The following is a 26617-nucleotide window of genomic DNA, read 5'->3' on the forward strand; positions in this document are numbered from 1 at the left end:
ACGCCATCCGGCACAGGGGGCCTTAATGGGCTCCCTTTTTTATGCGTGATGATTAATCAAAAGCGCTGCTCGGGCACAATTTAACGCCGTCCGTTTTCCAGCGAACCATTTTGGCGTTGGCATCGAGATCTTTTACCGATACAGAATCACCGGAATATAACGATCCGGTGACGATAATATCGTAATTGTGGTTCGGCTGCGGGACGAAATCAGAATAGGATGTGGTGCTGGCGTAATGCACGATATCAATGAGTTGCCCCGGTTTGATGGTAAATTCATTGATAAATGCGCCCTTAACATCGTTTGATGCCGGCATGTCTGAGAGGCGTTTGTTTCCGGTTACCGGAATGCCAATGATCGCCAGTCCGGAGGTAATTCGCCTTTCCAGTACTTTCTTATAGCAGCCATCAGGCTGCTTTTCATAAAACTGCAATGCGGTATTGCCAGAGGTGCTGGCGCGAATACGCGCGGCATCATTACCTTTGTAATCTTCAAGCGCAGGTCGGAAACCGGCGGTGCATCCACTCAGAAGTACGGCGACCAGGCCACTGACTAAAATATTTTTATACATTTTTATCCGTGATAATAATTTTTATTAAGGACGAAGGAGGATGTTGCTTTTAATTATTCAAGACCTTTTATAAACGCAATACTACACGTGATTTCAGGCATTACTTTATTCGTAATGCTATGATTCACAGTGGTTTCTTGGTTTGGTTAACGTTATCGTGCCAGAATGTTTTTTTCAACACTAAAATAGGCTGCTTGCTGAGCAGGGAACTGACGTGATGGAATAAACGCTATTTGCCGCGCAAAGCGTTAAAAGCCATCTATTCTTGTTGAGCGCCTTTGCGCGATGGTTAAGAATAGAATGACACTTCACGATGCGACAGGCAGGACGTTATGACCCAGTACAGTACGTTTTCCCTTGGTTCTCAATTTGTTAATCGTCTCGGATACGGGGCGATGCAGCTGGCCGGTCCCGGTGTCTTTGGCCCGCCAAAAGACCGCCATGCGGCGATTTCCGTGTTACGCGAAGCTCTCGAACTGGGCGTCAATCACATTGATACCAGCGACTTTTACGGCCCGCATATCACCAATCAGATTATCCGTGAAGCGCTGCATCCGTACGCCGACGATCTGACCATTGTCACTAAAATCGGCGCCCGCCGCGGCGATGACGCGTCCTGGCTACCGGCATTTTCCGCCGCAGAACTCAAGCAGGCGGTGCATGATAATCTACGCAATCTGGGCCTCGACGTGCTTGATGTGGTCAATATGCGGGTGATGATTGGCGACGGACATGGGCCGCGAGAAGGCGATATTGAGGCCAGCATTAGCGTACTGGCAGAACTGCAGCAGCAGGGGTTGGTGAAGCATATTGGCCTGAGCAACGTCACCCCGGCGCAGGTCGCGCAGGCGCGTCAAATTGTGCCGATTGTTTGCGTTCAGAACGAATACAATATTGCTCACCGCGCCGACGATGCGCTGATTGACGCACTGGCGCACGACGGTATTGCCTACGTGCCGTTCTTCCCGCTTGGCGGTTTCTCACCGCTGCAATCCACCACGCTCAATCGCGTTGCCGCCGAACTGGGCGCGACGCCAATGCAGGTGGCTCTGGCCTGGCTGTTGCACCGCTCGCCAAATATTTTGCTGATCCCTGGTACGTCGTCAGTGGCGCACCTGAGGGAAAACATGGCTGCGGCGCAGCTGCCGCTGCCGTCCGAGGCGCAGGCGACGCTTGACGGAATTGCTGCTAAAGGCTAACGGGAGGTCACATGACGCAAACGCTCTCGGCCCGGTGCCACTGCGGCGCGGTCGCGTTCACCGTTACGCTGAGCGAGGGTTTTAACACCGCACGGCGCTGTAACTGTTCCTATTGCCGGATGCGCGGCGCGGTGGCCGTGTCTGCACCGTTGGCGGAGATTAAGGTGCTGCGCGGGCGAGATAAGCTGACTGAATACCGCTTTAATACCGGCGAAGCGGTGCATTTTTTCTGTTCGGTATGCGGAATCTATACCTTCCACCAGCGTCGTTCTAATCCGCAGCAATATGGCGTTAACGTTGCGTGCATTGAAGGCGTATCGCCGTTTGATTTTGCCTGCGTAGAGGTCGTTGATGGTGCGAATCACACCAAAGATGGCGGCAGCGGCGGGGTAGTCGGGTATTTACGCTACGAAGGTATAAAGTCGGAATAAAAAAAAGCCCTGCTTTGAGCAGGGCTTGTCAATTTCAGGGCAATTAAGCCACCAGGCTATCAATCGCCGCTTTCGCGTCAGCAGACGCTTTTGCCGCCATTTCCGGACCGTAAGCGATGCCTTCAGCGAAGACCACGTTCACGTCGGTGATGCCGATGAAGCCCAGGAACACGTTCAGGTACGGGGTGATCAGGTCGGTCGGGGTATCTTTATGGATGCCGCCGCGGCTGGTCAGTACGATAGCGCGTTTACCGGTCACCAGGCCTTCTGGACCTTTCTCGGTGTAACGGAAGGTCACGCCGGCACGGGCAATCAGGTCAAAATAGTTTTTCAACTGAGTTGGGATGTTGAAGTTGTACATCGGCGCAGCAATAACAATCACGTCGTGCGCTTTCAGTTCAGCAATCAGCTCATCAGACAGCGTCAGCGCTTCCTGCTGGCGCGGGGTCAGCGGGGAATCGCTCGGACGCAGCGCACCTACCAGTTCACCATCCAGTACCGGAATCGGGTTGGCGGCCAGGTCACGCACGGTGATTTCGTCAGCGGAGTGCTTTTCGCGCCACTGTTCAACGAAATAATCGGACAGCTGACCTGATTGAGAGTAGCCTGCCAGGATGCTGGATTTCAGAACTAATACTTTGCTCATTGGGTGATTCCTTATATTTGATTGACGGGCTGTGCCCTGTTGCTTGCTGACACTCTATTCACATTCCTGCCGCAGGGATAGCGCAATATATCGAATTCTATATTCAGTTTTTTTGAACAAGGCAACAAATGCGCAAATGTGGTACTCTAGGACCATACTTTATAAGCGTTTTTTACAGGCACTCCGCTGCCCGATAACACTATGACAGAACAACAAAAAATCACCTTCGCCACGCTCAGCCAGCGCCTTGACGCGCTGACGCTGCGGGATAAACAGCGTTTTGCCCGCCGTCTGCACGGCGTGAAGAAGGTTAAAAATCCTGATGCTCAACAGGCCATTTACCAGGAGATGGCGCAGGAAATTGAACAGGCGGCAGGTAAGGTTGTGCTACGCGAAGCGTCACGTCCGGCGATTGAATACCCGGAAAACCTGCCCGTCAGCCAGAAGAAACAGGATATCCTTAACGCCGTTCGCGACCACCAGGTGGTGATCGTTGCCGGTGAAACAGGTTCGGGTAAAACCACCCAGCTGCCAAAAATCTGTATGGAGCTGGGACGCGGGATTAAAGGCCTGATTGGCCATACCCAGCCGCGTCGTCTGGCGGCGCGCACCGTGGCTAACCGTATTGCAGAAGAGTTAAAAACCGAGCCGGGCGGCTGCATCGGTTATAAAGTGCGTTTCAGCGACCACGTCAGCGATAACACGATGGTCAAGCTGATGACCGACGGTATTCTGCTGGCGGAAATTCAGCAGGACCGTCTGCTGATGCAGTACGACACCATTATTATCGATGAAGCGCACGAACGTAGTCTGAACATCGACTTCCTGCTCGGCTACCTGAAAGAGCTATTGCCGCGTCGCCCCGATCTGAAAGTCATTATCACTTCCGCAACGATCGACCCGGAGCGCTTCTCCCGTCACTTTAATAACGCGCCGATCATTGAAGTCTCCGGCCGGACTTATCCGGTAGAAGTGCGTTATCGACCCATCGTGGAAGAGGCGGACGATACTGAGCGCGATCAGCTACAGGCGATTTTTGACGCGGTTGATGAACTGGGTCAGGAAAGCCCTGGCGACATCCTGATCTTTATGAGCGGTGAACGTGAAATTCGGGATACCGCCGATGCGCTCAACAAACGCGACCTGCGCCACACCGAAATTTTGCCGCTGTACGCGCGGTTGTCGAACAGCGAACAGAACCGCGTGTTCCAGCCGCACAGCGGGCGTCGCATTGTGCTGGCGACCAACGTGGCGGAAACGTCGCTCACCGTACCGGGCATCAAGTACGTTATTGACCCGGGCACGGCGCGTATCAGTCGCTACAGCTACCGCACCAAGGTTCAGCGTCTGCCTATTGAGCCGGTCTCACAGGCCTCCGCCAACCAGCGTAAAGGCCGCTGTGGCCGTGTGTCGGAAGGGATCTGTATTCGTCTGTATTCTGAAGACGACTTCCTGTCGCGCCCGGAGTTTACCGACCCGGAAATTCTGCGCACCAACCTGGCATCGGTCATTCTGCAAATGACCGCGCTGGGGCTGGGTGATATCGCCGCGTTTCCGTTTGTTGAAGCGCCCGATAAACGCAACATTCAGGATGGTGTACGTCTGCTGGAAGAGCTGAGCGCCATCACCACCGACGAGCAGCAAACCGCTTACAAGCTGACGCCGCTGGGGCGTCAGCTTAGCCAACTGCCGGTTGACCCACGTCTGGCGCGTATGGTGCTGGAAGCGCAGAAACACGGCTGCGTGCGCGAGGCGATGATTATCACCTCCGCGCTGTCTATTCAGGATCCGCGCGAGCGGCCGATGGACAAACAGCAGGCGTCCGATGAAAAACATCGCCGTTTCCATGATAAGGAGTCCGACTTCCTGGCGTTCGTCAACCTGTGGAATTACCTTGGTGAACAGCAGAAAGCGTTGTCGTCAAATCAGTTCCGCCGCCAGTGTAAGCAGGATTTTCTTAACTATCTGCGCGTACGGGAATGGCAGGATATCTACACCCAGCTGCGCCAGGTGGTGAAAGAGCTGGGCATTCCGGTTAACAGCGAACCGGCGGAGTACCGTGAGATACATATCGCGCTGCTTACCGGTCTGCTTTCGCACATCGGTATGAAAGATGCCGACAAGCAGGAATTCACCGGCGCACGCAACGCGCGCTTCTCTATCTTCCCGGGCTCCGGGCTGTTCAAGAAGCCGCCTAAATGGACCATGGTTGCCGAACTGGTGGAAACCTGCCGCCTGTGGGGGCGTATTGCCGCGCGAATCGATCCGGAATGGGTGGAGCCGGTTGCGCAGCATTTGATCAAACGCTCTTACAGTGAACCGCACTGGGAACGCGCGCAGGGCGCGGTGATGGCGACGGAGAAGGTGACCGTCTACGGCCTGCCGATTGTCGCTGCGCGTAAGGTCAACTACAGCCAGATCGATCCGGCGCTGTGTCGTGAGCTGTTTATTCGCCATGCGCTGGTGGAGGGGGATTGGCAGACACGCCACGCTTTCTTCCGCGATAACCTGAAGCTGCGTACCGAAATTGAAGAGCTGGAGCATAAATCGCGCCGTCGCGACATCCTGGTGGATGACGAGACGATGTTTGAATTTTACGACCAGCGCATCAGCCATGAGGTGATTTCCGCGCGCCACTTTGATAAGTGGTGGAAACAGGCCAGCCGTGAAACGCCGGATCTGCTCAATTTTGAGAAGAGCATGCTGATTAAAGAGGGGGCGGAGCAGGTCAGCAAGCTGGACTACCCGAACTTCTGGCACCAGGGCAACCTGAAGCTGCGCCTCTCTTATCAGTTTGAACCCGGTGCTGACGCCGATGGCGTGACGGTGCATATTCCGCTGCCGCTGCTCAATCAGGTGGATGACGCCGGGTTTGAATGGCAGATCCCGGGCCTGCGCCGTGAGCTGATTATCGCGCTGATTAAATCACTGCCGAAGCCGGTGCGCCGCAACTTTGTGCCTGCGCCGAACTACGCGGAAGCGCTGTTAGGCCGCGTCACGCCGTTTGAACAACCGCTGCTCGATGCGATGGAGCGCGAGCTGCGCCGGATGACCGGCGTGACCGTTGACCGTGAGTCCTGGCAGTGGGATCAGGTGCCCGATCACCTGAAAATTACCTTCCGCGTCGTTGACGATAAAAACAAGAAGCTTCAGGAAGGCCGCTCGCTGCAGGAATTGAAGGACGCGCTGAAGGGCAAAGTGCAGGAGACGCTTTCGTCGGTGGCCGACGACGGCATCGAACAAGCCGGGCTGCATATCTGGAGCTTTGGCGACCTGCCGGACCGCTACGAGCAGAAGCGCGGCAACTATAAGGTGAAGGCCTGGCCGGCGCTGGTGGATGAACGCGACAGCGTGGCGATCAAGCTGTTCGATAACGAGCTGGAACAGCAACAGGCCATGTGGCGCGGCCTGCGTCGTCTGCTGCTGCTGAATATCCCGTCGCCGATCAAGTATCTGCACGAGAAGCTGCCGAACAAAGCCAAGCTGGGCCTGTACTTTAACCCGTACGGCAAAGTACTGGATCTGATTGACGACTGCATCTCCTGCGGCGTGGATAAGCTGATTGATGAAGCGGGTGGCCCGGTGTGGACGGAAGCAGGCTTTAACGCGTTGCATGATAAAGTGCGCGCGGAGCTCAATGAGACGGTGGTTGACATTGCTAAGCAGGTTGAGCAAATCCTGACGGCGGTATTCAACGTTAACAAACGCCTGAAAGGGCGCGTCGACATGACGATGGCTCTGGGGCTGTCGGACATCAAAGCGCAGATGAACGGTCTGGTGTACCGCGGCTTCGTCACTGGCAACGGCTTCCGTCGTCTGGGCGACACCCTGCGTTATTTGCAGGCTATCGAAAAACGGCTGGAGAAAATGGCCGTCGACCCGCACCGCGATCGCGCGCAGATGCTCAAAGTGGAGAGCGTTCAGCAGGCGTGGCAGCAGTGGCTGAATAAGCTGCCGCCAGCGCGCCGGGAAGATGACGACGTGAAAGAGATCCGCTGGATGATCGAGGAGCTGCGTGTCAGCTTCTTTGCGCAGCAGCTCGGGACGCCGTATCCGATTTCCGATAAGCGAATATTGCAGGCGATGGAGCAGATAGTGGCGTAAGCGTGACCCATGCTGCTGATGGCAACGAACCGGGGCGTAAGGTTTACCCTGCGGCCCGGTTCGGCGCATGCTTTTATGGTGACGATATCCGTTCACCATCAGATTGACGCAGTCATGGCACAAACCAGAAGGCGTGGGCGTCTCGTTCCTGGCTACGCTTGCGGTATTAAACGCTGTATGTCAGGCCTTCACCCGTGATGAGAAAAAGCGGGTTGTCCCGCCCAACCCGCAGCATCATGCGTTGACCCAGGTGAGCGTAAACCCGTCCCAGCCCTTTATCCCTACGGTTTGCAACGCCGTTGACGTTAAGCGCGGGTTGTTATGTATCATGTCAATGAACCGGCGTACGCCCTGCACGCGTTCGTCGGTGCTGTCAGGATCCGTCACCTCACCGTCGCGCACGACGTTGTCGCCAATAATCAACGTACCCGGGCGTGAATATTTCAGCGCCCATTGCAGGTAATAAGGATTATTGGGTTTGTCCGCGTCGATGAAAATCAGATCGAACGGCGCGGCATCGCCGAGCATGGCCAGTGAATCCAGCGCCGGGCCTTCATGCAGCGTCACGCGATCGTTAAGACCTGCCAGCGCAATGTTTTGCCGCGCGATTCGGGCGTGGTTCGGGTCAGCTTCCAGCGTTATCAGATGCCCACTGGCGGGCAGTTCACGCGCCATCCAGATAGCGCTATAAGCACCGAGCGTGCCGATTTCCAGTATTTTTTTCGCGCCTGACATTCGTACAAACAGCGCCAGCAACTGCCCCTGATTGGCGGCGACGTCGTGGGCGGGCAGCCCCGCGCGGAGGTTATTTTCCAGCACCTGAGACAGGATGGCATCTTCGCCAATCAGTTTTTCAATCAGATAGTTATCAACATCGGTCCACCGTTTTTGCATTGCGATGCTCTCATGGTTTTGTCAGCCTGACGATGAAGACCAGCCGCCTCCCAGCGACCGGTAAAGATCGATCTGCGCCAGCAGCAGATTATTTTTCACCTGTACTTCGCTAAGCTGCGTCGAGAACAGGGTGCGCTGCGCGTCCAGTACGTCAAGGTAGGAGGAGTAGCCGTTCCGATAGCGGTTTTGCGCAATGCGCAGCGTTTCCTGTGCCACCGTCTCTTGCCCCTGGAGTTCGCTGAGCTGTTCGCCGTAGCGGGCGATAGCATCAAGACTATCATTCACCTCTTTAAAGGCGTTGCGCACGGTTTTCTCATAGCCGTACAGCGCCTGATTGCGCTGGGCCATCGAAACATCGACCTGGGCGTTTAACGCCTGCCGATTCAACAGCGGAGCCAGAATACTGCCGCCGAGGCTCCACAGCCGCAGCGGGTTATCCAGCAAATCGGGCAGGGTGCGGTCCTGTAAGCTGCCGGTAGCGGTCAGGTTGATGGACGGCAGCAGCTGTGCTTTTGAAGACGCCAGCGTGGCATCGGCGGCCAGCAGCTGGCGCTGTGCCTGAACGATATCCGGGCGCCGGTTGAGCAGCGATGATGGTAGCTGAGAAGGTAACACCAGCGGCGTCAACTGGGCAAACTCATGACGCATAACGTCGCCGGGGTTTTTACCCAGCAGCACGCTCAGGGCATTCTCCTGCTGAGCAATCTGATGACGTAACACTGGCACCTGAGCGCGCGTCGCGCGCAGTTCTGAATCGGCCTGCATCAGTTCGAGCCGCGAGGTATAGCCGGTTTCAAACTGCCGCTTTGCCAGAGTCCAGGCGTCTTCACGTGATTTCAGCGTTTGTTCGGTGACCCGTAGCTGCTCGTCCAGCGAAAGTAGTGAGAGATAACCGGAAGCGACGGCGGTGGCCACTGTCAGATCCGCCGCGGCAGCGGCGGCTTTTTGCGCCTCCAGGCTCGCCTGCGCGGCATCGGCGGCGCGACGGTTTACGCCCCATAAATCGACGTCGTAGCTGGCGGTCAGCCCGCCTTTGTACACCGTGCTGTGGACCGGCAGCCCGGTCGCAGCCGACTGCGCGCGGGCGCGGGTACCGCCCAGGCTGGCATCAAGCGACGGGAACAGGCTGCTGTCGGCAGCGTAGGCGCGGGCCTGATATTCGTTGACTCGTTCGCGGGCGATGAGCACATCGCTGTTATGGCGCAACGCCAGGTCAACGTACCGGTTCAGCGCGTCGTCATGGAAGTGACGCCACCAGACACCTTCGACGGCGCTGGCGGGGCCGATATCAGCGCGCCAGGCCGTAGGGATTGCCAGCGTTGGCTGCGCCTGCTGAACGTCTGCCGACTGGCAGCCCACTAAGGCGAGCGCTAATGCAACGACCGCTGGCCGGATCATTTATCCGCCTCCGCATGCGTATCAATCGTCACTTGCACCGACATCCCCGGACGCAGACGCTCGAGATTTTTCTGCCCCGTGTTCACGGCAATACGCACGGGAATACGCTGGGCGATCTTGACGAAGTTACCGGTAGCGTTGTCGGGCGAGATGGCGCTAAACTCAACCCCGGTGGCGGGCGAAATACTTTGTACGGTGCCGTGGAATTTTTCGCTGTTCAGCGCATCGACGCTAAAGGTTACGGCCTGGCCGACGCGCACGCTTGCCAGCTGCGTCTCTTTCAGGTTGGCGATGACCCAGTGCTGCGGCGGTACCAGCGGGGCAAGGTGGGTACCTGCCGTGACGTACGCGCCGAGGCGCACGGCCACTTGTCCTAACTGACCGTCGGTAGGCGCGATGATACGCGTATTCTTTAGATCGATCTCCGCCAGTTCCAGCGCCGCTTTAGCGTTCGCCACGTCGGCCTCCAGCGATGCGCGATTGACGATGGTCGACTGTAAATCCTGGCGCGACATTTCCAGCGTGGCCTTCGCCTGCTCAATATCGGCCGCGCTCTGCGCGGCGCTGGCGCGTGCGGCGTCACGCTCGCGTACCGACAGCGAACCGTCGGCGGTCAGCTCCTGCACGCGCGCTAAGTCGGCCTGTGATTTGAGATTCTGCGCGCGGGCGTTTTGCAGCGCCGCGTCGTTGCGGGTAATCACCGCTTCGGCGCTTTTTCGCTGCTGGAGGTTATTTTTCAGCGCGGCCTCTTTCATCGCCAGCTGCGCCTGCGCCTGGTGAACTCGCTGCTTATAGATGCGATCGTCAATCTGAAAGAGGACTTGCCCCCGTTTGACGCGGTTAAAATCCTGCACGTTGACCTGGGTCACGTAGCCGCTGACCTGCGGGCTGATAAAGGTCGTCAGGCCGCGTACGTAGGCGTTATCGGTAAACTGGCTGTGGCGGGTGAAGGGCGGCAGTTGCCAGGCGTACAGGACGACCAGTACGCCGACAAGGCCAATGGCCGCAGCGGTAAAAATGGACACCACGCGGATGTTGTTGCGGGTGTTGGCCTGCTGCCTGGCGGCATCCTGCTGACTCATGACGACTCCGATCTCTCTTAAGGTAACTTGCCGCCCGTGGCGCGCTTGAGCGCGATATGGGCAGTGATTTTCAGTCTTAGCAAACGCCAGAACACCCACAATAATGTGGCGGCGGAAATGGCGGCCGTCAGCATATAGGTGTCATTGTAGGCGAGGATATTGGCCTCCAGCGTTGAGGCGGTTTGTAGCAGTGAGCTGGCCTGTACGTTAAGCAGTGCGCTGTCGCCTATCTGGCTTTGATACTGCTGGGCATACTGCTGCAAACGTTCGTTAATAATCGGGTTCAGCGTGGTTAACTGATCGGCAAGCTGACTGGAGTGAAATTTTTCACGCCAGGTCTGGAATGTGCCGAGAATAGCCGAGCCCAGCAGGCCGCCAACGTTTTGACTCATGCCGAACAGCACCGAGAAACTGACCAGATTGCGCTGGTCAGCCACCACGCCGCCGATGCCCGCCAGCATGGCCGGGGCAAGGAAAAACGCGCTGCCGAAACCGAGCAGGAACTGACTGAGCATCAGTTGATCCGGCCGGGTCAGGCTGTTGGATTGGCTGTCGAGCAGCGAAGCCGCCATGATAAGCGCCAGCGCGGTGGCGGTTGGCCAGTAGAGGCGGCGCGGGTTGAGCGTCAGGCAACTGGCGACAATGCCGCAGATGATACCGGCGAAAATCGACCAGGCCAGCGTGGTCATCTGTTCGTTTTGCAAGCCAACATACTGGAGCCAGCCGATGACGCCGGTGTTTTGCTCTGCCAGCACAATACGGATGAGCACCATAATCAGCCCCAGACGCAGAATACTGCCGCTGGAGAGCCAGCGCGTATTCAGCAGCGGATTACTGCGGTTGTGTTCGAACGCAATAGCGCTGACGATAAGGACGATAGCGCCAGCCAGCGACCAGCCGATCCACGGCGCTTCAAACCACCAGTCGAGGCGGCCAAGTGAGAGCACCGCGCAGACCAGCGCCATTCCGGGGGCCAGCAGCAGAAAGGTAATGAAGTCTTTTTTCTCAAAGACCTTTTTACGATCGCTGGGCGGCAGCTTCAGGGCAATCACGCAGGCCAGCGAGACCAGCGCCAGACCCAGTTCAAAGAAATACAGCCCGCGCCATTCATCAATTTGTAGCAGTTCGGTTGAGAACAGCCGGGCGAGGGGGATCGCCAGCGACGAACCGGTAATGCCGATCGTCAACGCCTTCAGGCGATGCTTTGCCGGCCATGCCTGCACCTGATAGTAAATACCTAACGAGCTAAGCGCGGCAGCCACCATGCCGTGTGCGGCTCGCACCATCAGCGCGGAGCTGAGATCGTTAACGAATAAATGGAAAAAGGTGACCAGTACATACAGCACCAGAAAGCCTTCGGTGAACGCCCGCAGGCCAAACTGCTGGCGGAACTTCACCAGCAGAAGATTAATGGAGACGTTGGTCATCACGTACACCGCCGGTAGCCAGGCGATTTCGTTTGACCAGGCGGAGAACGAGCCCTGTAAATTCTGCAAATTAGCGGTGACGACCGCATTTCCCAACGCACCGGTCAGGCACACCAGCAGGCCAACGATGCCGTAGGCAATACGCCTGGGCGTGCTGTGAATTGGGGTTGAGGGGGAACCGAGAATGGCCGGTTTTTCGTGCGGTGCCCAGTCGCGAGGGGCGTAGGGATCGCGGCGCGGAGGAGCCATTATTTCTTCTCCACTTCACGCAGCAGCTTGAGCAGCACATCGTACGTCTGTGCCTGCTCTTGCGGCGTGAGGACGGTCAGAATTTCTTCTCGTAACGCATCCGCGACGGCTTTGACCTGGTGATACAGCGCGAGCCCTTGCTCGGTCGCAATCAGCAGGCGTTTGCGTTTGTCCTGCTCGGTGAGGACGCGTTCGACCAGCCGCTGGGCGACCAATCGGTTAATAAGCGGCACCACGGTAGCCGTTTCCACGCCGAGCTCTTGCGCTAGTTCCGTTTGCGAGAGCGGCCGTTCATTACGGGCAATGCTGGCAACGGCAACCCAACTGGCCTGGCTCATGCCGAGCGCTTTCAGCCGACGGTCGACGGCAAGCCGCCAGTGGTGAGCGGTCAAATAGAGCAGATGGGAGAAATTCAGCTGGCGGTTATCCATGGCATCATCGTTAAAATCATTAGAGCTCTAATGATTTTAGATTCGCCGGAACCCATAATTCAAGAGAATGTGAAAAATAAAAGTTAGTAGAACGTTGCTATTTGTGGGTGGCCCGGGCGAACGCAATGGCGTCGCCCGGGGACCGCATTAGATTTGACTGGTTTGTGCGTTAACCGTTTCGGATTGGCGTTTACGACGGCTGGCGAAGAAAATCGCCGTCAGCGAGATAGCCACGGTCGCACCCAGATACCAGGCAACCGGCACCCAATCGCCGTTGTATTTCGCCAGCAAACCGGTGGCGATTAACGGCGCGGTACCGCCGGCCAGCGCAGCGCCAATTTGATAACCGAGCGTAATGCCCGTATAGCGGACGTTAGCGCTGAAAATCTCCGAACACAGCGTACCCAGTACGGCGGTGATCGGCGACCACAGCACCCCAAAGGTGATCACCGTTGCCACGATAATCCCCCAGGTGGTGCCGGTATTGAGCAGCATAAACCATGGCACGATAAACAGGCCCAGCAGCACGACGCTGATAGCATACATTCGCTGACGGCCGATTTTATCGGAAAGCAGGCCCATCAGCGGAATCATGACCGTGGAGACCAGGGCTCCGAGGGTCACCGCTTCCAGCACCTGTGATTTTTGGTAGGTCAAGGTGGTGGTGGCATAGCTGACAACGAAGGTTGAGAAAATATAGAACGGCGCGGTCTCTACCACCTTGAGCCCGGCGGCAATAACCACTTCACGCCAGTGATGAGTTAAGGTCTCGCGCAGCGGCGCTTTGGCGACGTTACCGGAGGCTTTCACTTTTTTGAACTCCGGCGTTTCATCGATATCTTTACGGATCCACAGGCCAATCAGCACCAGTACCGCGCTCATCAGGAATGGGATACGCCATCCCCAGGAGAGGAACTGTTCTTCGCTGAACAGCGTCATCAGCGAGACGATAAACGTTGCCATCAGCATACCGATGGTGACGCCCGCCTGTGGAATACTACCGAAGAAACCTTTACGTTTTTCCGGCGCGTATTCGTAGGCCAGCAGCAGCGCGCCGCCCCATTCGCCGCCAATGCCCATCCCCTGAATGATACGCATCAGAATCAGCAGAATAGGTGCCCAGATACCAATCTGATCGTAGGTGGGCAGCAGGCCTATCATCACGGTTGCGCTGCCCATTAGCGACAGGGTTAACACCAGCGTTTTTTTACGGCCAATACGGTCGCCAATGTGGGCAAAAATCACGCCGCCGATCGGGCGAATAAAGAACGTCAGGGAGAAAGAGAGATACGAGAGAATCAGGCCAATGACCGGGTCAACCATCGGGAAAAAGATCTTGTTGAACACCAATGCGGCAGCCGTGCCGTAAAGAAAATAATCAAACCATTCAATGGAACTGCCCGTCAGGCTAGCAATCAAAACCCTTTTATTCTTTTTCAGGATTGTGGTGCTGCTTTCTTGTATTGTCATGAAGAATAACTCCCGCCACATTGGGTTAAAATCAGGTGTCACCTTTTTGATGTTGTGGGTGCAACCTGGATTGTGAAAAAGGTTGTGTGTTTGTTAAGCAAATTAGATATGTGCGTTATTTTTGGCAAGCGTGGTATTGAAATTTGTGAGTAAAAATGAGAGTCATTTTCATTAATTGGAACTGTGGCTTGCGGATTTGTTGGGTTTAAATACTGAAAAAATCTGATTTAATAGCGGATTATTCAGGTGCAACCGCATTGTTTTTAGACGTTTCTGGTTATTTCATTATTGTTACAAATTGGCTGCGATGAGGCGCTTTTCCGCACTCTGTGAGCCTGTATTAAAAGGAGCTGTGCGCGCGATGAGTCTGTTACATTTATCGGAAACCTCGGTTGAGGATGCCAACCTTCTCGGCGGATGGCTGGCGCAGGATGATTTCTCCGCACGCCCCTGTGCTGCGGAGAGTCAACTGGTCGTATTGGCGGGTAACGCGGTTATGCCAACCATTGACGCCGCCTGTCGGCTGGTCAGCGAACATGGCGGAACGCTGCTGATTAGCGGCGGCATTGGCCACTCAACGTCGTTTCTTTATGACGCCATCGTCCATCATCCGCGCTATTGCAGCATTGCCACCCAGGGCGAACCGGAGGCGGTGCTGCTGGCGGAAATCGCCCAGCGTTTCTGGCAAATCCCGCGATCGCGGATTGTGGTTGAGGCGCAGTCGACCAACTGCGGTGAGAACGCGGAGTTTACCCGCCAGGTGATGGAAGAAAAGGGCATCCGCGTAGCCAGTGCCACGGTGGTGCAGGACCCAACGATGCAGCGCCGTACCATGGCGACCTTTGCCCGTGTCTGGCAGGGCGTTGAGTACGCGCCGCGCTGGCTAAGCTACCCGGGTTACCTTCCCGTGGTGGATTATACCCCGCAGGGCATTCTCTGGCGGCAGCCGGACAATGGCGTCTGGCCGCTAGCGCGCTATTTATCGTTGATTTTGGGCGAATTGCCGCGTTTGCGCGACAATGCAGACGGCTATGGTCCACAAGGAAAGGGATTTATCGCTCATGTCGATATTCCGCAGGACGTTGAGGCCGCGTGGCAGCGGTTAACCGCCGACCCGCAGCTACAGCAAATATTAGCGAGCCGCCGTATGGCATAATGAGTCTCTCCGGCCAGGCGCAGCGACGCCGGAGGGGCATACCGCTTAGCGGAAACTCCACTGCATGCTCACGACAAATATCGACGGTAAAATCACGCCGCTTTCAATCCCGAAGTTGTCGGTAAAATTATACTGCAGCCCGTGGTAAATATACGGTGAAAAGCCTACACCGGTGATTTTCTTCGCCGTATGGTAAGCCCCTTCATCGCCGCAGTGTTTAAAGGCATCAAAAAAGAACTCTCCCGTATAGGCGTATACGCCTTTAAAGGTCCAGCCTTTATTGCTGTTCGTGCCGTTTAACCAGTCGCGGCGCACGCCCAGCGTCAGGCAGCGATCGGCAAAGCTGTTTTTCATGGTTCCAACGAGGACGCTGTATTTTGACTCGGCGGAGAATTTACGCTCGACGGAGAAGAATTGGTTGTTGAAATTCTCATTATATTGCCCGTGATTCCCGGTCATATGATAAACGAATGACCCGGTATTCACGGAATACAGATTTAACTCACTCGCGATGCTCGACGCAGCTGGCGTCATTGCTGACATAAATACCAGCGCGTTGGCGATTTTACGCATGATAAAACTCAGAAAGAACTCAAAAGTAAAATAATATCCTTCATCATACATTCTGCGTAATAAACAAAGGTTCAACCAAGCTGGAACGGTAGTTTATTATTTGTGCCGTATCGGCGTTATCTTTACGCGTGACCTCACATAAACGGCGTGAACCGGTTGGGGAAAGTTGCCAAATTGTATATGTGTTTAACAATATTTTTACCTGTTAAACACTCACGCAGAAAGGAGCAGCTTATGACGTCACCCGTACAACATCCGATGTATATCGATGGCCAGTTTGTCAACTGGCAGGGCGAAGGCTGGATTGATGTGATTAACCCGGCAACGGAGGTGTGCCTTTCACGCATCCCCGATGGCGACGCTGAACAGGCGAAAAGGGCGATTGATGCTGCCGAACGCGCCCAGCCTGGATGGGAGGCGTTGCCTGCGATTGAACGCGCAGGGTGGTTGCGCAAAATTGCCGCCGGCATCCGCGCGCGTTCATCGGAAATCAGCAAGCTGATCGTCGCCGAAGGCGGAAAAATACAGCAGTTGGCTGAGGTGGAAGTGAATTTTACCGCTGATTACATTGAGTATATGGCTGAATGGGCGCGTCGTTATGACGGCGAGATCCTGCAAAGCGACCGTGCCGGTGAAAATATTTTTGTCTTTAAACGTGCGCTGGGCGTAACCACCGGGATCCTGCCGTGGAATTTTCCGTTCTTCCTGATAGCCCGTAAGCTGGCGCCTGCATTGATTACCGGCAATACCATTGTGATTAAGCCGAGCGAGTTTACGCCAAATAACGCCGTTGCTTTTGCCGAAATTGTTCACGATATCGGGCTGCCTAAAGGGGTCTTTAACCTGGTGCTGGGGCGCGGTGAGACCGTGGGCCAGGAACTGGCGGGCAATCAGAAGGTCGCGATGGTTAGCATGACCGGTAGCGTAACGGCGGGCGAGAAGATTATGACGGCGGCGGCCAAAAATATCACCAAAGTTTGCCTTGAACTGGGCGGCAAGGCCCCGGCCATTGTGCTGGATGATGCCGACATTGCGCTGGCGGTGAAGGCAATTGTTGATTCCCGCGTGATCAATAGCGGGCAGGTGTGCAACTGCGCGGAACGCGTGTACGTGCAGAAAGGCATTTACGATAGCTTCGTGAGTCAACTGGGCGAAGCGATGAAGGCGGTCTCATTCGGCGATCCGACGGAGCGTAATGATATCGCCATGGGGCCGTTGATTAATGCTGCGGCATTGGCGCGCGTTGAGCAAAAGGTGGCGAAGGCCGTTGCTGAAGGGGCAAACGTGGTGCTCGGCGGCAAAGCGGTGCAAGGCCCGGGCTATTTCTACCCGCCAACCCTGCTGCTGAACGTGCGTCAGGATATGAGCATCATGCATGAAGAAACCTTCGGCCCGGTGCTGCCGGTGGTGATGTTTGATACGCTCGATGAGGCGCTAAAGATGGCTAACGACAGCGACTACGGCCTGACGTCGTCGGTGTATACCCGCGACCTCAACCTGGCGATGAAAGCGATCCGCGGGCTGAAGTTTGGTGAGACTTACATTAATCGCGAAAACTTTGAAGCGATGCAGGGTTTTCATGCGGGCTGGCGTAAGTCGGGTATTGGTGGTGCCGACGGCCGTCACGGTCTGAACGAATATTTGCAGACCCAGGTGGTTTACCTGCAATCGCAGGGGGCGTAAATCGAGTGCCATCCGGCACCTGCTGCGCCGGATGGCAGATGTCGCTAGGCTTTAGTGGCTATCCAGTTCATCATCAGCTGCGGCCATACCGCGACGGGCAGACCCTGCGCATCGCGAATACCAAAGCCGTGCCGCCCCTGCTCAAACAGGTGCATTTCGACCGGTACGCCCTGAGCATGCAGGGCGTTAAACAGCGCGATGCTGTTCTCCACTTTGACCGCCGGGTCATCCACAGCATGCAAAATAAAGGTGGGCGGTGCTTCCGGCGTCACTCTTTTTTCCAGCGAGTAATGTGCGCGTTGCGCAGCGCTCGGCATATGGCCGATCAGTGCCTGGCGAGAGCCTGCGTGGCCAAACGCGTCGTCCATACTGATAACCGGGTAAACCAGCGCCATAAAATCAGGGCGTGCGCAAAGGTCGTCAATGGTGTCTTGTGAAGGGTATACGGTTTCCTCGTATCGGGTGCCGAGGCTAGCGGCGACGTGACCGCCAGAGGAAAATCCCAGTACCCCGAGTTTATCGGGCTGTAGGCCCCAGTCAGCCGCCCGGCTGCGGATCGTGCGCATGGCTCGCTGCACGTCGGCCAGCGGCGCATTCGCCCCCTCGAGGTGCCCATCGTCGGGCAGGCGGTAGGTCATCACGAAAAGCGTATAGCCTCGCGCGGTAAACTCCGGGGCCAGCGCTGTGCCTTCTTTGTCCAGCACGACGCGGCGGTAGGAGCCGCCGGGCGTGACCAGAATACCCACGCCGTTTGGTCGTTCGGGTTCAAACACCGTAATGTGCGGCGCGCGGATGCCGGTTACCGCACGATCCCATTCGCTGGGGCCGGTGTGATCGGCCTCCAGCGCGGGGACCGCATGGCTATTGCGTGCACCGGGCGCATCGCCTTCGGGCCATAGTGAAAACGTGGTGGCCGCGCGGGCGGCTTTATCCATCCGCGCCAGCAAATCTTCCTGGGTGACAACGTGCATTTTCTCCTCCTTGGTGTGGTGTTTATGGCGGTTACCGTCCTCAGCGGCAGGTTTTTTCGTGCGCCAGCAGCCAGGCTTTACGCGCAACGCCGCCGCCATAGCCGGTCATACTGCCGTCTTTGCCGATAACCCGGTGGCAGGGAATAACGATAGCAATACGGTTCGCGCCGTTGGCGGCTGCGACCGCGCGTGCGGCGGTGGGGTGATTCAGACTCTCCGCCAGCGCCTGGTAATGGGTGGTTTCACCGCTGGGCAACTGGCGCAGCGCGTGCCGGCAAAATATTCACCGATTTCTCGCTCTGCCAGGCGGGTATGCGCGTTCTGACCGGCGATAATCTGCGCGCGCAGCAGACGCTGAAGATCGCTGAATTCGGTTTCCAGCATACGACGGTCGACAAACTCCAGCAGACAGACGCCGCGCTCGGTAGCGCAAACGAACATTGGCCCGAGCGGGGTGGTAAAGCGGTGGATAACGATCGTTTGCTGCCGAGCGGCCGGTGAGTGGCCGGTGAGTTTTTTACAGGTATAACCAAAACCGCTCAGCGAGTCGTAGCCATTGTCGAAGGCGACATCAGTGGCACTGCGGCCGCCTCTCAACTCTTGCAGCGCGACATTCACTCGCTGCATCCGCTGGAACGCCTGAAAGGTGATGCCATGATGCTGCAAAAACCAGCGGCGAACGCGCTCGGGGCTGATGCGATGCTCGCGCAGTTGACTATCGCTAATCCGCGCTTTGGGCGTCAGACGCACCAGCGCCAGCGCCTGCTCAATATAAGGCGGTGCGGTACAGGCATTTTCCGTGGGGCGGCACACTTTGCAGGGACGAAAACCGGCATCGAGCGCCGATTTGAAGTCACTGTAAAATTCAACGTTTTCTCGTTTGGGCTTCCGCGCCCGGCACACGGCAATGCAAAACACCCCGGTCGTTTTTACGCCGACGAAAAATACCCCGGTATATTCTGACGCACGCGCCAGCAGCGCCTGGTACCAGCGATCACACTGCGCGCTATCGGTAATTTTCATCGTTAAAGACTCCTGCGAATGACTGCTGCTGCTGAACGGTTAACAGTAGATCGTTTAGCCGATGTTGTATTGCACTATGTAGCGCATTCCCCATCGAAATGCGGCGTACGCCAAGTTTTGCCAGCGTGGTAAAGTCGCTGAGCCCGGGAATGGCCATGACGTTCAACGGCAGTCGGGTGTGCTGAACCAGCGCCGCAATATCCTGTGCTTCGATGACGCAGGGAATGAAGAGACCGTCCGCGCCGCAGGCAGCATAACGCGTTATTCGTGACAGTGTCACATCAAGGGCGTCGGTAAGACCGAGTAAAAAAGCATCGCTGCGCACATTGATAAACAGCGAGCAGCGATGGAAGACCAGCGCCGTACGAACCGCCTGCAGGCGCTGGCTGAAGAGGTCAGGATCTTCAAGTTTACGCACGCCATCAATGACCCGACTGTCCTCCAGATTGATGCCGACAACGCCCATCTCAGCCAGCTGGCGCAAATGGAGAGTCATATCTTCGGCGGTCGTGGCGTAGCCTGCTTCAACGTCTACGCTGAGGGGCAGCGAACAGACGGCGCGGATGCGGCGTACGATCAACAGCAGGGCGTCAAATGGCAGGGCTTCGCCATCGGGATACCCGAGCATGGCGGCAACGGCAGCGCTCGAGGTGCCTATCGCCTGATAACCGGCTCGCTGCGCAGCCTGCGCGCTGGGCACGTCCCAGACGTTGGCGATAACTAAGGGTTTTTGTTGATAATGTTGGGCAGTGAAATCCATGAGTGTCTCCGGTTGTGTGCGCAGACGGAGTGTGCCGCTACGGCAACCCTGCTCACAACCGAAAATTGGACGACCATTTTGTGAGAAAAGGCGGGCGCTAAGCACCCGCCGGAGGGGTTACATTTTGGCGAATTTCTCCAGCACGCGAATCAGCTGCGTCACAAAACCGTATTCGTTATCGTACCAGGAGACGGTTTTAACCAGCTGCAGGCCGCCGGCTTCGGTGACCTCCGTTTGCGTGGCGTCAAACACGGAACCAAAATGGGTGCCGATGATATCGGAAGAGACAATTTCTTCTTCGGTGTAGCCGAACGATTCATTGTTTTCGGCCGCTTTTTTCATCACCTGATTAACTTCATCGGCGGTCACTTTTTTGCCGAGAATCGACACCAGTTCCGTTACCGATCCGGTTTTGGTCGGCACGCGTTGAGCATGACCTTTGAGCTTGCCGCTCAGCGCCGGGATAACCAGACCGATCGCTTTGGCCGCGCCGGTGGTATGCGGAATGATATTCTCCGCCGCCGCGCGCGACGCGCGCAGGTCTTTGCCGCGCGGCCCGTCGACCAGCGACTGGGTGCCGGTGTAGGCGTGAATGGTCGTCATGGTACCCACTTCAATGCCGAATGCATCGTTGAGCGCTTTAGCCATCGGCGCCAGGCAGTTGGTGGTGCACGAGGCGACGGAAATAATCTTATCACTGGCGTTCAGCGTGTCGTCGTTGACGTTAAAGACCAGGGTTTTCATCTCTCCGGCTGGCGCGGAGACCAGCACTTTTTTAGCCCCGGCATCAAGGTGCGCCTGTGATTTTTCGGTTGAGGTGTAGAAGCCGGTGCACTCTACGATAAGCTCGGCGCCCTGGGCCGTCCACGGGATATTTTTGGCATCTTTTTCGGCATAAACGGTGATGGTTTTGCCGTTGACGATCAGCGCGTTGTCGGTGAAATCGACGCCCCATGGGAAGGGGCCGTAGTTCGAATCATGCTTTAAAAGATAAGCCAGTACTTTTGGCGACGTCAGGTCGTTAATCGCCACCACTTCATGACTGCTGGATACTTCCAGTAACCGGCGCAGCACCAGACGGCCGATGCGCCCAAACCCGTTAATGCCAATTTTACTCATGTTACTCTCCTGTCAGTGATGGGCCTTTACCCAATATCGGTACTTAACAATCGCTGATAAATAAGTGTGGATGATATGTTTCACCTGTCCAGGCTTAGTTCAGCCAGGGCTGAAGGGCAATGTAAGCGTGATAAAATAATTTGTAGTGATATGAAAAAGTTAATGAATTTTTAACGAATGGCGGCTATTTTTGTCTTTATGTGAATTTTTAGCGTGTCATCAACAATGAACGACAAATACACCCGCTTGCAAATTACGATCCACTGGTTGGTGTTCCTGCTGGTGGTTGTGGCCTACGCCGCCATGGAGTTGCGCGGTTTTTTCCCGCGTAGCGATCGCCCAATCATCAATATGATTCACGTTTCCTGTGGCATCAGCATTCTGCTGCTGATGGTGGCGCGCCTGTTGATTCGTCTCAAGCGACCGGCGCCGCCGATTGTGCCGAAACCAAAGCCGATGATCACCGGTTTGTCGCACCTGGGGCATCTGGCTATCTATCTGCTGTTTATTGCCTTGCCGCTTATCGGATTAGTCATGATGTACAATCGTGGGAACCCGTGGCTGGCGTTTGGCATGGTGATGCCGCATGCCGCTGAGGCGAATTTCGATCTGGCCGATACGCTTAAGCAATATCACGTTCTGCTTGCTAATCTCGGCTACTGGCTGATAGGGCTGCACGCTCTGGCTGCGCTGGCGCATCACTATTTCTGGAAGGACAATACGCTGCTGCGCATGATGCCGCGCAAGCGTTAACAAGGCTTTAAACTCTCTGGGCTTCGCGTTACCATACGTCATCTTTTAAACGTATGAGTCAGGGAGAACAGGGTGTTCGCAGATTTTGGCGTGCTGAATTACTGGACGTATTTGCTCGGGGCCATTTTTATTATTCTGGTGCCGGGGCCAAATACCCTCTTTGTGTTGAAAACCGGCGTCGCGCACGGTATTCGCAAAGGTTACATGGCGGCGCTGGCGGTCTTTATTGGCGATGCCGTGCTGATGTTCCTCTCCTTTGCTGGCGTGGCGACGCTTATCAAAACCACGCCGCTGCTGTTTAACATCGTCCGCTACCTTGGCGCATTTTATCTGCTGTATCTTGGCGGCAAGATGCTTTACAGCACGCTGAAGCGAAAGGCGGCGGGGCAGGACGCGCATGCGGAACCGGGGCACGCTATCTTTAAACGCGCGCTGACCCTGAGCCTGACGAATCCAAAGGCTATCCTGTTCTATGTCTCGTTTTTCGTGCAGTTTATTGATGTGCACGCGGCAACTCCGGGGCTGGCGTTCTTTATTCTGGCGCTGACGCTTGAGCTGGTCAGCTTTACCTACCTGAGCTTCCTGATTGTTTCTGGCTCGCTGGTGACGCGCTACGTGAAAACCCGTAAAAAGCTAGCAAAAATTGGCAACAGCCTGATTGGCCTGGTGTTTGTTGGTTTTGCCGCACGCCTGGCTACGCTCCAGTCCTGATTCCCTTGTGCCGGGTTGCGTGACGCTCACCCGGCCTTCCTTCCTGATATTACTCTCGCCGCGCGTAAAATCACCCGCGTGACCTGCTACGCCCGCAGCCCTGGCATTTTCCGAAAAAAGTACGTCTGGTTGAATCGCGGTAGGGAACGTCATTGGCGGGTGTAGAATGTTGGCGGGTGCTTGAGGCTATTTGTCTCAGGCATTGACCGAAAGGCAGATAGAAGAAAGCCCCGGAAACATTATGCGTCTTGCAGGACGCTTAACATTTACCGAGGCCACATCTATGCCCTACAACATAGAGACTAGCCTCTTACAGACCTTCGGGTCAAGGAGTAGTGGGCTATGGAACCACGAAAATCAGCGCTTCTGGCGCTAATCGTTATCGGTATAACGCTTTTGTGCGCTTTGCTGTTTAACAATAAAAACCTCTGTGATGTTCGCTTCCGAAGCGGCGAAACGGAGATAGTGGTTCACATGGCTTACGAAACCAGGTAAGAGCCAGGCGGGGAGAAATCCCCGCCATTCTTCCTGTTGTCCGGTATCCTCAACGCACCCGATCTTTATCCCGCGTTAGATTCGTTGTCCTCGGGCCTGTTTTACCGCCTCAACCCGATCTTTTTGACGTTAATGAAATCATTTTTTTACAATCACATAAAAAATGATAGTATACCCCCCTATATCACCGGAGGGGCTATGCCACATTCACCCGAAGATAAAAAACGCGCGCTTACCCGGGTTCGCCGTATTAAAGGGCAGGTTGAAGCGCTGGAGCGCGCGCTGGAGTCCGGCGATTCCTGCCTGACCATACTGCAACAGATCGCCTCTATTCGCGGGGCCGCCAACGGCCTGATGGGCGAAATGGTTGAGATGCATCTCAAAGACGAACTAGTCAGCGGAGAAACCACCCCGGATCAGCGTGCGGTGCGCATGGCTGAGGTCGGTCATCTGCTACGATCCTATTTAAAATAATCATCACAACGGAAGAGACAGCTATGAAATCACGTGCTGCAGTTGCGTTTGGCCCCGGTCAGCCGCTGAAAATTGTTGAAATTGACGTCGCACCGCCGAAAAAAGGGGAAGTGCTGGTCAAAATCACCCATACCGGCGTTTGCCATACCGATGCATTTACGCTCTCCGGGGACGATCCGGAAGGCGTCTTCCCGGCGGTGCTGGGCCATGAAGGCGGCGGCGTGGTGGTGGAAGTGGGTGAAGGCGTGACGAGCCTGAAGCCGGGCGACCACGTTATTCCGCTGTATACCGCCGAATGCGGCGAGTGCAAATTCTGTAAATCCGGTAAAACCAACCTGTGCCAGGCCGTACGTGCGACGCAGGGGAAAGGGCTGATGCCGGACGGCACGACACGATTTTCTTACAACGGCGAACCTATTTACCACTATATGGGCACCAGCACCTTCAGCGAATACACCGTGGTAGCAGAAATTTCGCTGGCGAAGGTGAACCCACAGGCTCCGCTGGACAAAGTGTGCCTGTTAGGCTGCGGCGTGACCACCGGTATCGGTGCGGTGCACAACACGGCGAAGGTCAAAGAGGGCGACACCGTAGCGGTCTTTGGCCTTGGCGGTATTGGCCTGGCGGTGATCCAAGGCGCGGTGCAGGCGAAAGCCGGGCGCATCCTGGCCGTTGACACCAACCCGGAGAAGTTCAAGCTGGCCGGGGAAATGGGGGCCACCGACTTTATCAACCCGAAAGACTACGACAAGCCGGTTCAGGACGTGATTGTGGAACTGACCGACGGCGGCGTGGACTTCAGCTTTGAGTGTATCGGCAACGTGAACGTTATGCGCTCCGCGCTTGAGTGCTGCCATAAAGGCTGGGGTGAAAGCATTATCATCGGGGTAGCCGGTGCCGGGCAGGAAATTAAAACCCGCCCGTTCCAGCTGGTTACCGGCCGCGTGTGGCGCGGTTCTGCCTTCGGCGGCGTGAAGGGCCGTACCCAACTGCCGGGCATGGTTGAAGAGGCGATGGCGGGCAAGATTCAGCTCGATCCGTTCATCACACACCGCCTGCCGCTGGATCACATCAACGAAGCGTTTGACTTGATGCATGAAGGTAAATCTATTCGTACCGTTATTCATTTCGGCGATAAATAACGCCATCAACCAGCGGGTGTTTTCCCGCTGGTTTTCTGAAGTGTGACCCGCCTTACGTTTTACGCCTTTGCTGATAAGAAATTAGCGGCTATGGCCGATGACTCTAGTACTTACCTCAAGTACAAGAGAGCTTACTCATGGATAACAAGGCTGCGCCGAGCCGTGCGCAAAAGATCGGTTTCTTACACCATATCCGGCTGGTGCCGTTTTTTAGTTCCGTTCTGGGCGGTATTCTGCTGCTGTTTGCCCTGAGCTCTGGACTGGCGGGCTACTTTATGTGGAAAGCCGATAACGATCAGCGTGATGTGACCCGAGAACTGCAGGTTCGTGTGGGGCTGTCAGACAGCGCCAACTACCTGCGCGAAGCGCGTTTAATGATGATCCACGCCGGTGCCGATAGCCGTATCGCCGAAATGGACAGCATGAAGAAGAACCTCGCGGCGGCCAGCCACTGGATTGAACGTTCACAGGACGGTTTCAAGGTTTATACCGATCGCAGCGTCAAAACCCCGGCCGATCGGGCGTTGGATAACGAGATGAATCAGCGTTATACCGCCTATCTTGAGGGGATGAAGCCAATGCTGAAATATGCCCAGAACGGTATGTTTGAGGCCATCATCAACTATGAGAGCGAGCAGGCCCGTGCGTTGGATGATGCCTACAACGATGTTCGTTTGAAAGTGATTGATATTCGTACCGCACGCGCGAACCAGCTGGCCGATCTGGCGCACGACCGCACCCGATTGGGCGTGATGTTTATGATTGGCGCTTTTGTCATGGCGGTGGCGATGACGCTGCTGACCTTTACGACTCTGCGCCGGGTGGTCATTCTGCCGCTGCAGCGTGCCGGAGCGCGTATCGCGCAGATCGCCAGCGGCGACCTGACCATGGCTGATGAGCCCGCGGGGCGTAGTGAGATAGGCCAACTTAACGCCAACCTGCAAAAAATGCAGCACTCGCTGGTGAAGACCGTGGGTACGGTGCGCCAGGGGGCGGAAGAGATCTATCGCGGCACCAGTGAAATCTCTATGGGCAACACCGATCTTTCCTCGCGTACCGAGCAGCAGGCGGCGGCAATTGAACAGACCGCCGCCAGCATGGAACAGCTGACGGCAACGGTGAAACAGAACGCCGACAACGCGCACCATGCCAGCAAGCTGGCAGAGGATGCCTCCGGCAAAGCGACGCGCGGCGGGCAACTGGTGTCCGGCGTGGTGTCCACCATGGGCAGCATCTCCACCAGTTCGAAGAAAATCTCCGAAATCACCTCGGTAATTAACAGCATTGCCTTCCAGACCAACATTCTGGCGCTGAACGCGGCGGTCGAAGCGGCGCGAGCGGGCGAACAGGGGCGCGGGTTTGCGGTGGTTGCGAGCGAAGTGCGGACGCTGGCCAGCCGCAGCGCACAGGCGGCAAAAGAGATAGAAGGGCTGATCAGCGAGTCGGTTACGCTTATCGAACGCGGTTCGGATGAGGTTGTCCGCGCCGGGTCGACGATGACTGATATTGTGGATGCGGTTAAACGCGTGACGGACATCATGCTGGAAATTGCGGCGGCCTCCGATGAGCAAAACCGGGGTATTCAGCAGGTAAGCCAGGCGGTGACCGAAATGGACAACGTCACCCAGCAGAACGCCTCGCTGGTGGAAGAAGCCTCGGCGGCGGCGGCCTCGCTGGAAGAGCAGGCGGCGCGCTTAACTCAGGCAGTAGGCACGTTCCGCATTGGGCGCGGCGAAAGCGTTGAGCACGAGAAGGCGAGTGTAAAAGCAACGTTTACGCCGACGCGCCCAGCGGTAGCGACGGCCGGAGCCGATAACTGGGAAACGTTCTGACGAGGAAAAATCCCCGTAGCCTT

General features: G+C 56.2%; 23 protein-coding genes and 1 pseudogene. 11 read left to right on the top strand and 13 right to left on the bottom strand.

Annotated features, from left to right (window positions below; genetic code table 11):
* Nucleotides 1-52 precede the first annotated feature (52 nt).
* Nucleotides 53-571 (bottom strand): hypothetical protein, encoded by a 519-nt coding sequence (locus H7R58_RS10810; protein WP_106929176.1) that lies wholly within the window; start codon nucleotides 569-571, stop codon nucleotides 53-55.
* 332 nt (nucleotides 572-903) lie between these two features.
* Between H7R58_RS10810 and H7R58_RS10815 the strand changes: the two genes are divergently transcribed.
* Both H7R58_RS10815 and H7R58_RS10820 read left to right on the top strand, forming a co-directional pair.
* Complete coding sequence (locus tag H7R58_RS10815) at nucleotides 904-1770, top strand: aldo/keto reductase family oxidoreductase (RefSeq protein WP_182928985.1); 867 nt, start codon at nucleotides 904-906, stop codon at nucleotides 1768-1770.
* Nucleotides 1771-1781: 11 nt separating this feature from the next.
* Nucleotides 1782-2201, top strand: a complete 420-nt coding sequence (locus H7R58_RS10820) for a GFA family protein (RefSeq protein WP_182928984.1) — start codon at nucleotides 1782-1784, stop codon at nucleotides 2199-2201.
* Nucleotides 2202-2244: 43 nt separating this feature from the next.
* Here H7R58_RS10820 and azoR read toward each other — a convergent pair whose 3' ends face one another.
* On the bottom strand, nucleotides 2245-2847 hold the full coding sequence (gene azoR / locus H7R58_RS10825; RefSeq protein WP_106929170.1) for an FMN-dependent NADH-azoreductase: 603 nt from the start codon (nucleotides 2845-2847) through the stop codon (nucleotides 2245-2247).
* 201 nt (nucleotides 2848-3048) lie between these two features.
* On the opposite strand from azoR, the gene hrpA reads away from it, so the two are divergent.
* Nucleotides 3049-6951 carry an ATP-dependent RNA helicase HrpA gene (gene hrpA, locus H7R58_RS10830; RefSeq protein ID WP_182934723.1) on the top strand — a complete coding sequence of 1301 codons (3903 nt, stop codon included), beginning with the start codon at nucleotides 3049-3051 and terminating at the stop codon, nucleotides 6949-6951.
* A gap of 234 nt (nucleotides 6952-7185) precedes the next feature.
* Here the strand turns inward: hrpA and H7R58_RS10835 are convergent, their stop codons facing one another.
* From H7R58_RS10835 to H7R58_RS10860, 6 genes are all read right to left on the bottom strand, one after another.
* On the bottom strand, nucleotides 7186-7845 hold the full coding sequence (locus H7R58_RS10835; protein ID WP_106929165.1) for an O-methyltransferase: 660 nt from the start codon (nucleotides 7843-7845) through the stop codon (nucleotides 7186-7188).
* A gap of 21 nt (nucleotides 7846-7866) precedes the next feature.
* Nucleotides 7867-9243 (bottom strand): efflux transporter outer membrane subunit, encoded by a 1377-nt coding sequence (locus H7R58_RS10840; RefSeq protein ID WP_182928983.1) that lies wholly within the window; start codon nucleotides 9241-9243, stop codon nucleotides 7867-7869.
* Complete coding sequence (locus H7R58_RS10845; protein ID WP_182928982.1) at nucleotides 9240-10325, bottom strand: HlyD family secretion protein; 1086 nt, start codon at nucleotides 10323-10325, stop codon at nucleotides 9240-9242. Before H7R58_RS10845 ends, H7R58_RS10840 begins: the two co-directional genes overlap by 4 nt.
* A gap of 17 nt (nucleotides 10326-10342) precedes the next feature.
* Nucleotides 10343-12001 carry an MFS transporter gene (locus H7R58_RS10850; protein WP_182928981.1) on the bottom strand — a complete coding sequence of 553 codons (1659 nt, stop codon included), beginning with the start codon at nucleotides 11999-12001 and terminating at the stop codon, nucleotides 10343-10345.
* Nucleotides 12001-12432: a MarR family winged helix-turn-helix transcriptional regulator gene (locus tag H7R58_RS10855; RefSeq protein WP_182928980.1), complete on the bottom strand. Its 432-nt coding sequence runs from the start codon at nucleotides 12430-12432 to the stop codon at nucleotides 12001-12003. The genes H7R58_RS10850 and H7R58_RS10855 overlap by 1 nt, the downstream gene beginning before the upstream one ends.
* A gap of 147 nt (nucleotides 12433-12579) precedes the next feature.
* Nucleotides 12580-13902, bottom strand: a complete 1323-nt coding sequence (locus tag H7R58_RS10860) for an MFS transporter (protein WP_182928979.1) — start codon at nucleotides 13900-13902, stop codon at nucleotides 12580-12582.
* A 361-nt stretch (nucleotides 13903-14263) separates the two neighbouring features.
* On the opposite strand from H7R58_RS10860, the gene H7R58_RS10865 reads away from it, so the two are divergent.
* Nucleotides 14264-15058 carry a YdcF family protein gene (locus H7R58_RS10865; RefSeq protein ID WP_182928978.1) on the top strand — a complete coding sequence of 265 codons (795 nt, stop codon included), beginning with the start codon at nucleotides 14264-14266 and terminating at the stop codon, nucleotides 15056-15058.
* Nucleotides 15059-15103: 45 nt separating this feature from the next.
* On the opposite strand, the gene H7R58_RS10870 is transcribed toward H7R58_RS10865, so the two are convergent.
* A complete protein-coding gene (locus H7R58_RS10870) occupies nucleotides 15104-15592 on the bottom strand; it encodes a hypothetical protein (protein WP_181358027.1) in 489 nt (162 codons plus the stop codon).
* 273 nt (nucleotides 15593-15865) lie between these two features.
* Here H7R58_RS10870 and aldA point away from each other — a divergent pair, with 273 nt between their 5' ends.
* Nucleotides 15866-17314 carry an aldehyde dehydrogenase gene (aldA, locus tag H7R58_RS10875; RefSeq protein ID WP_182928977.1) on the top strand — a complete coding sequence of 483 codons (1449 nt, stop codon included), beginning with the start codon at nucleotides 15866-15868 and terminating at the stop codon, nucleotides 17312-17314.
* A 44-nt stretch (nucleotides 17315-17358) separates the two neighbouring features.
* On the opposite strand, the gene H7R58_RS10880 is transcribed toward aldA, so the two are convergent.
* From H7R58_RS10880 to gap, 4 genes and pseudogenes are all read right to left on the bottom strand, one after another.
* Nucleotides 17359-18285: an alpha/beta hydrolase gene (locus tag H7R58_RS10880; RefSeq protein WP_182928976.1), complete on the bottom strand. Its 927-nt coding sequence runs from the start codon at nucleotides 18283-18285 to the stop codon at nucleotides 17359-17361.
* Between the two features lie 40 nt (nucleotides 18286-18325).
* Nucleotides 18326-19308, bottom strand: a pseudogene (locus tag H7R58_RS10885) (bifunctional transcriptional activator/DNA repair enzyme AdaA).
* Nucleotides 19292-20068 carry an isocitrate lyase/PEP mutase family protein gene (locus H7R58_RS10890; RefSeq protein ID WP_182928975.1) on the bottom strand — a complete coding sequence of 259 codons (777 nt, stop codon included), beginning with the start codon at nucleotides 20066-20068 and terminating at the stop codon, nucleotides 19292-19294. Before H7R58_RS10890 ends, H7R58_RS10885 begins: the two are co-directional and overlap by 17 nt.
* Nucleotides 20069-20185: 117 nt before the next feature.
* Nucleotides 20186-21187 carry a type I glyceraldehyde-3-phosphate dehydrogenase gene (gene gap / locus H7R58_RS10895; protein WP_182928974.1) on the bottom strand — a complete coding sequence of 334 codons (1002 nt, stop codon included), beginning with the start codon at nucleotides 21185-21187 and terminating at the stop codon, nucleotides 20186-20188.
* A 225-nt stretch (nucleotides 21188-21412) separates the two neighbouring features.
* On the opposite strand from gap, the gene cybB reads away from it, so the two are divergent.
* The 6 genes from cybB to H7R58_RS10925 all read left to right on the top strand — a co-directional run bounded on the left by cybB (nucleotide 21413) and on the right by H7R58_RS10925 (nucleotide 26594).
* Entirely contained in the window at nucleotides 21413-21940 is a 528-nt protein-coding gene (gene cybB, locus H7R58_RS10900; RefSeq protein ID WP_182928966.1) for a cytochrome b561, read from the top strand.
* 72 nt (nucleotides 21941-22012) lie between these two features.
* Nucleotides 22013-22651 (top strand): leucine efflux protein LeuE, encoded by a 639-nt coding sequence (leuE, locus tag H7R58_RS10905; protein ID WP_106929143.1) that lies wholly within the window; start codon nucleotides 22013-22015, stop codon nucleotides 22649-22651.
* A 342-nt stretch (nucleotides 22652-22993) separates the two neighbouring features.
* Entirely contained in the window at nucleotides 22994-23146 is a 153-nt protein-coding gene (locus H7R58_RS10910; RefSeq protein WP_106929142.1) for a Hok/Gef family protein, read from the top strand.
* A gap of 198 nt (nucleotides 23147-23344) precedes the next feature.
* Nucleotides 23345-23620 carry a metal/formaldehyde-sensitive transcriptional repressor gene (locus H7R58_RS10915; protein ID WP_106929140.1) on the top strand — a complete coding sequence of 92 codons (276 nt, stop codon included), beginning with the start codon at nucleotides 23345-23347 and terminating at the stop codon, nucleotides 23618-23620.
* A gap of 23 nt (nucleotides 23621-23643) precedes the next feature.
* A complete protein-coding gene (locus H7R58_RS10920; protein WP_182928965.1) occupies nucleotides 23644-24762 on the top strand; it encodes an S-(hydroxymethyl)glutathione dehydrogenase/class III alcohol dehydrogenase in 1119 nt (372 codons plus the stop codon).
* 137 nt (nucleotides 24763-24899) lie between these two features.
* Nucleotides 24900-26594, top strand: a complete 1695-nt coding sequence (locus H7R58_RS10925; protein ID WP_106929138.1) for a methyl-accepting chemotaxis protein — start codon at nucleotides 24900-24902, stop codon at nucleotides 26592-26594.
* Nucleotides 26595-26617: the final 23 nt, after the last annotated feature.

The organism is Klebsiella sp. WP4-W18-ESBL-05, assembly GCF_014169075.1.
Taxonomy (GTDB): domain Bacteria; phylum Pseudomonadota; class Gammaproteobacteria; order Enterobacterales; family Enterobacteriaceae; genus Kluyvera; species Kluyvera ascorbata_B.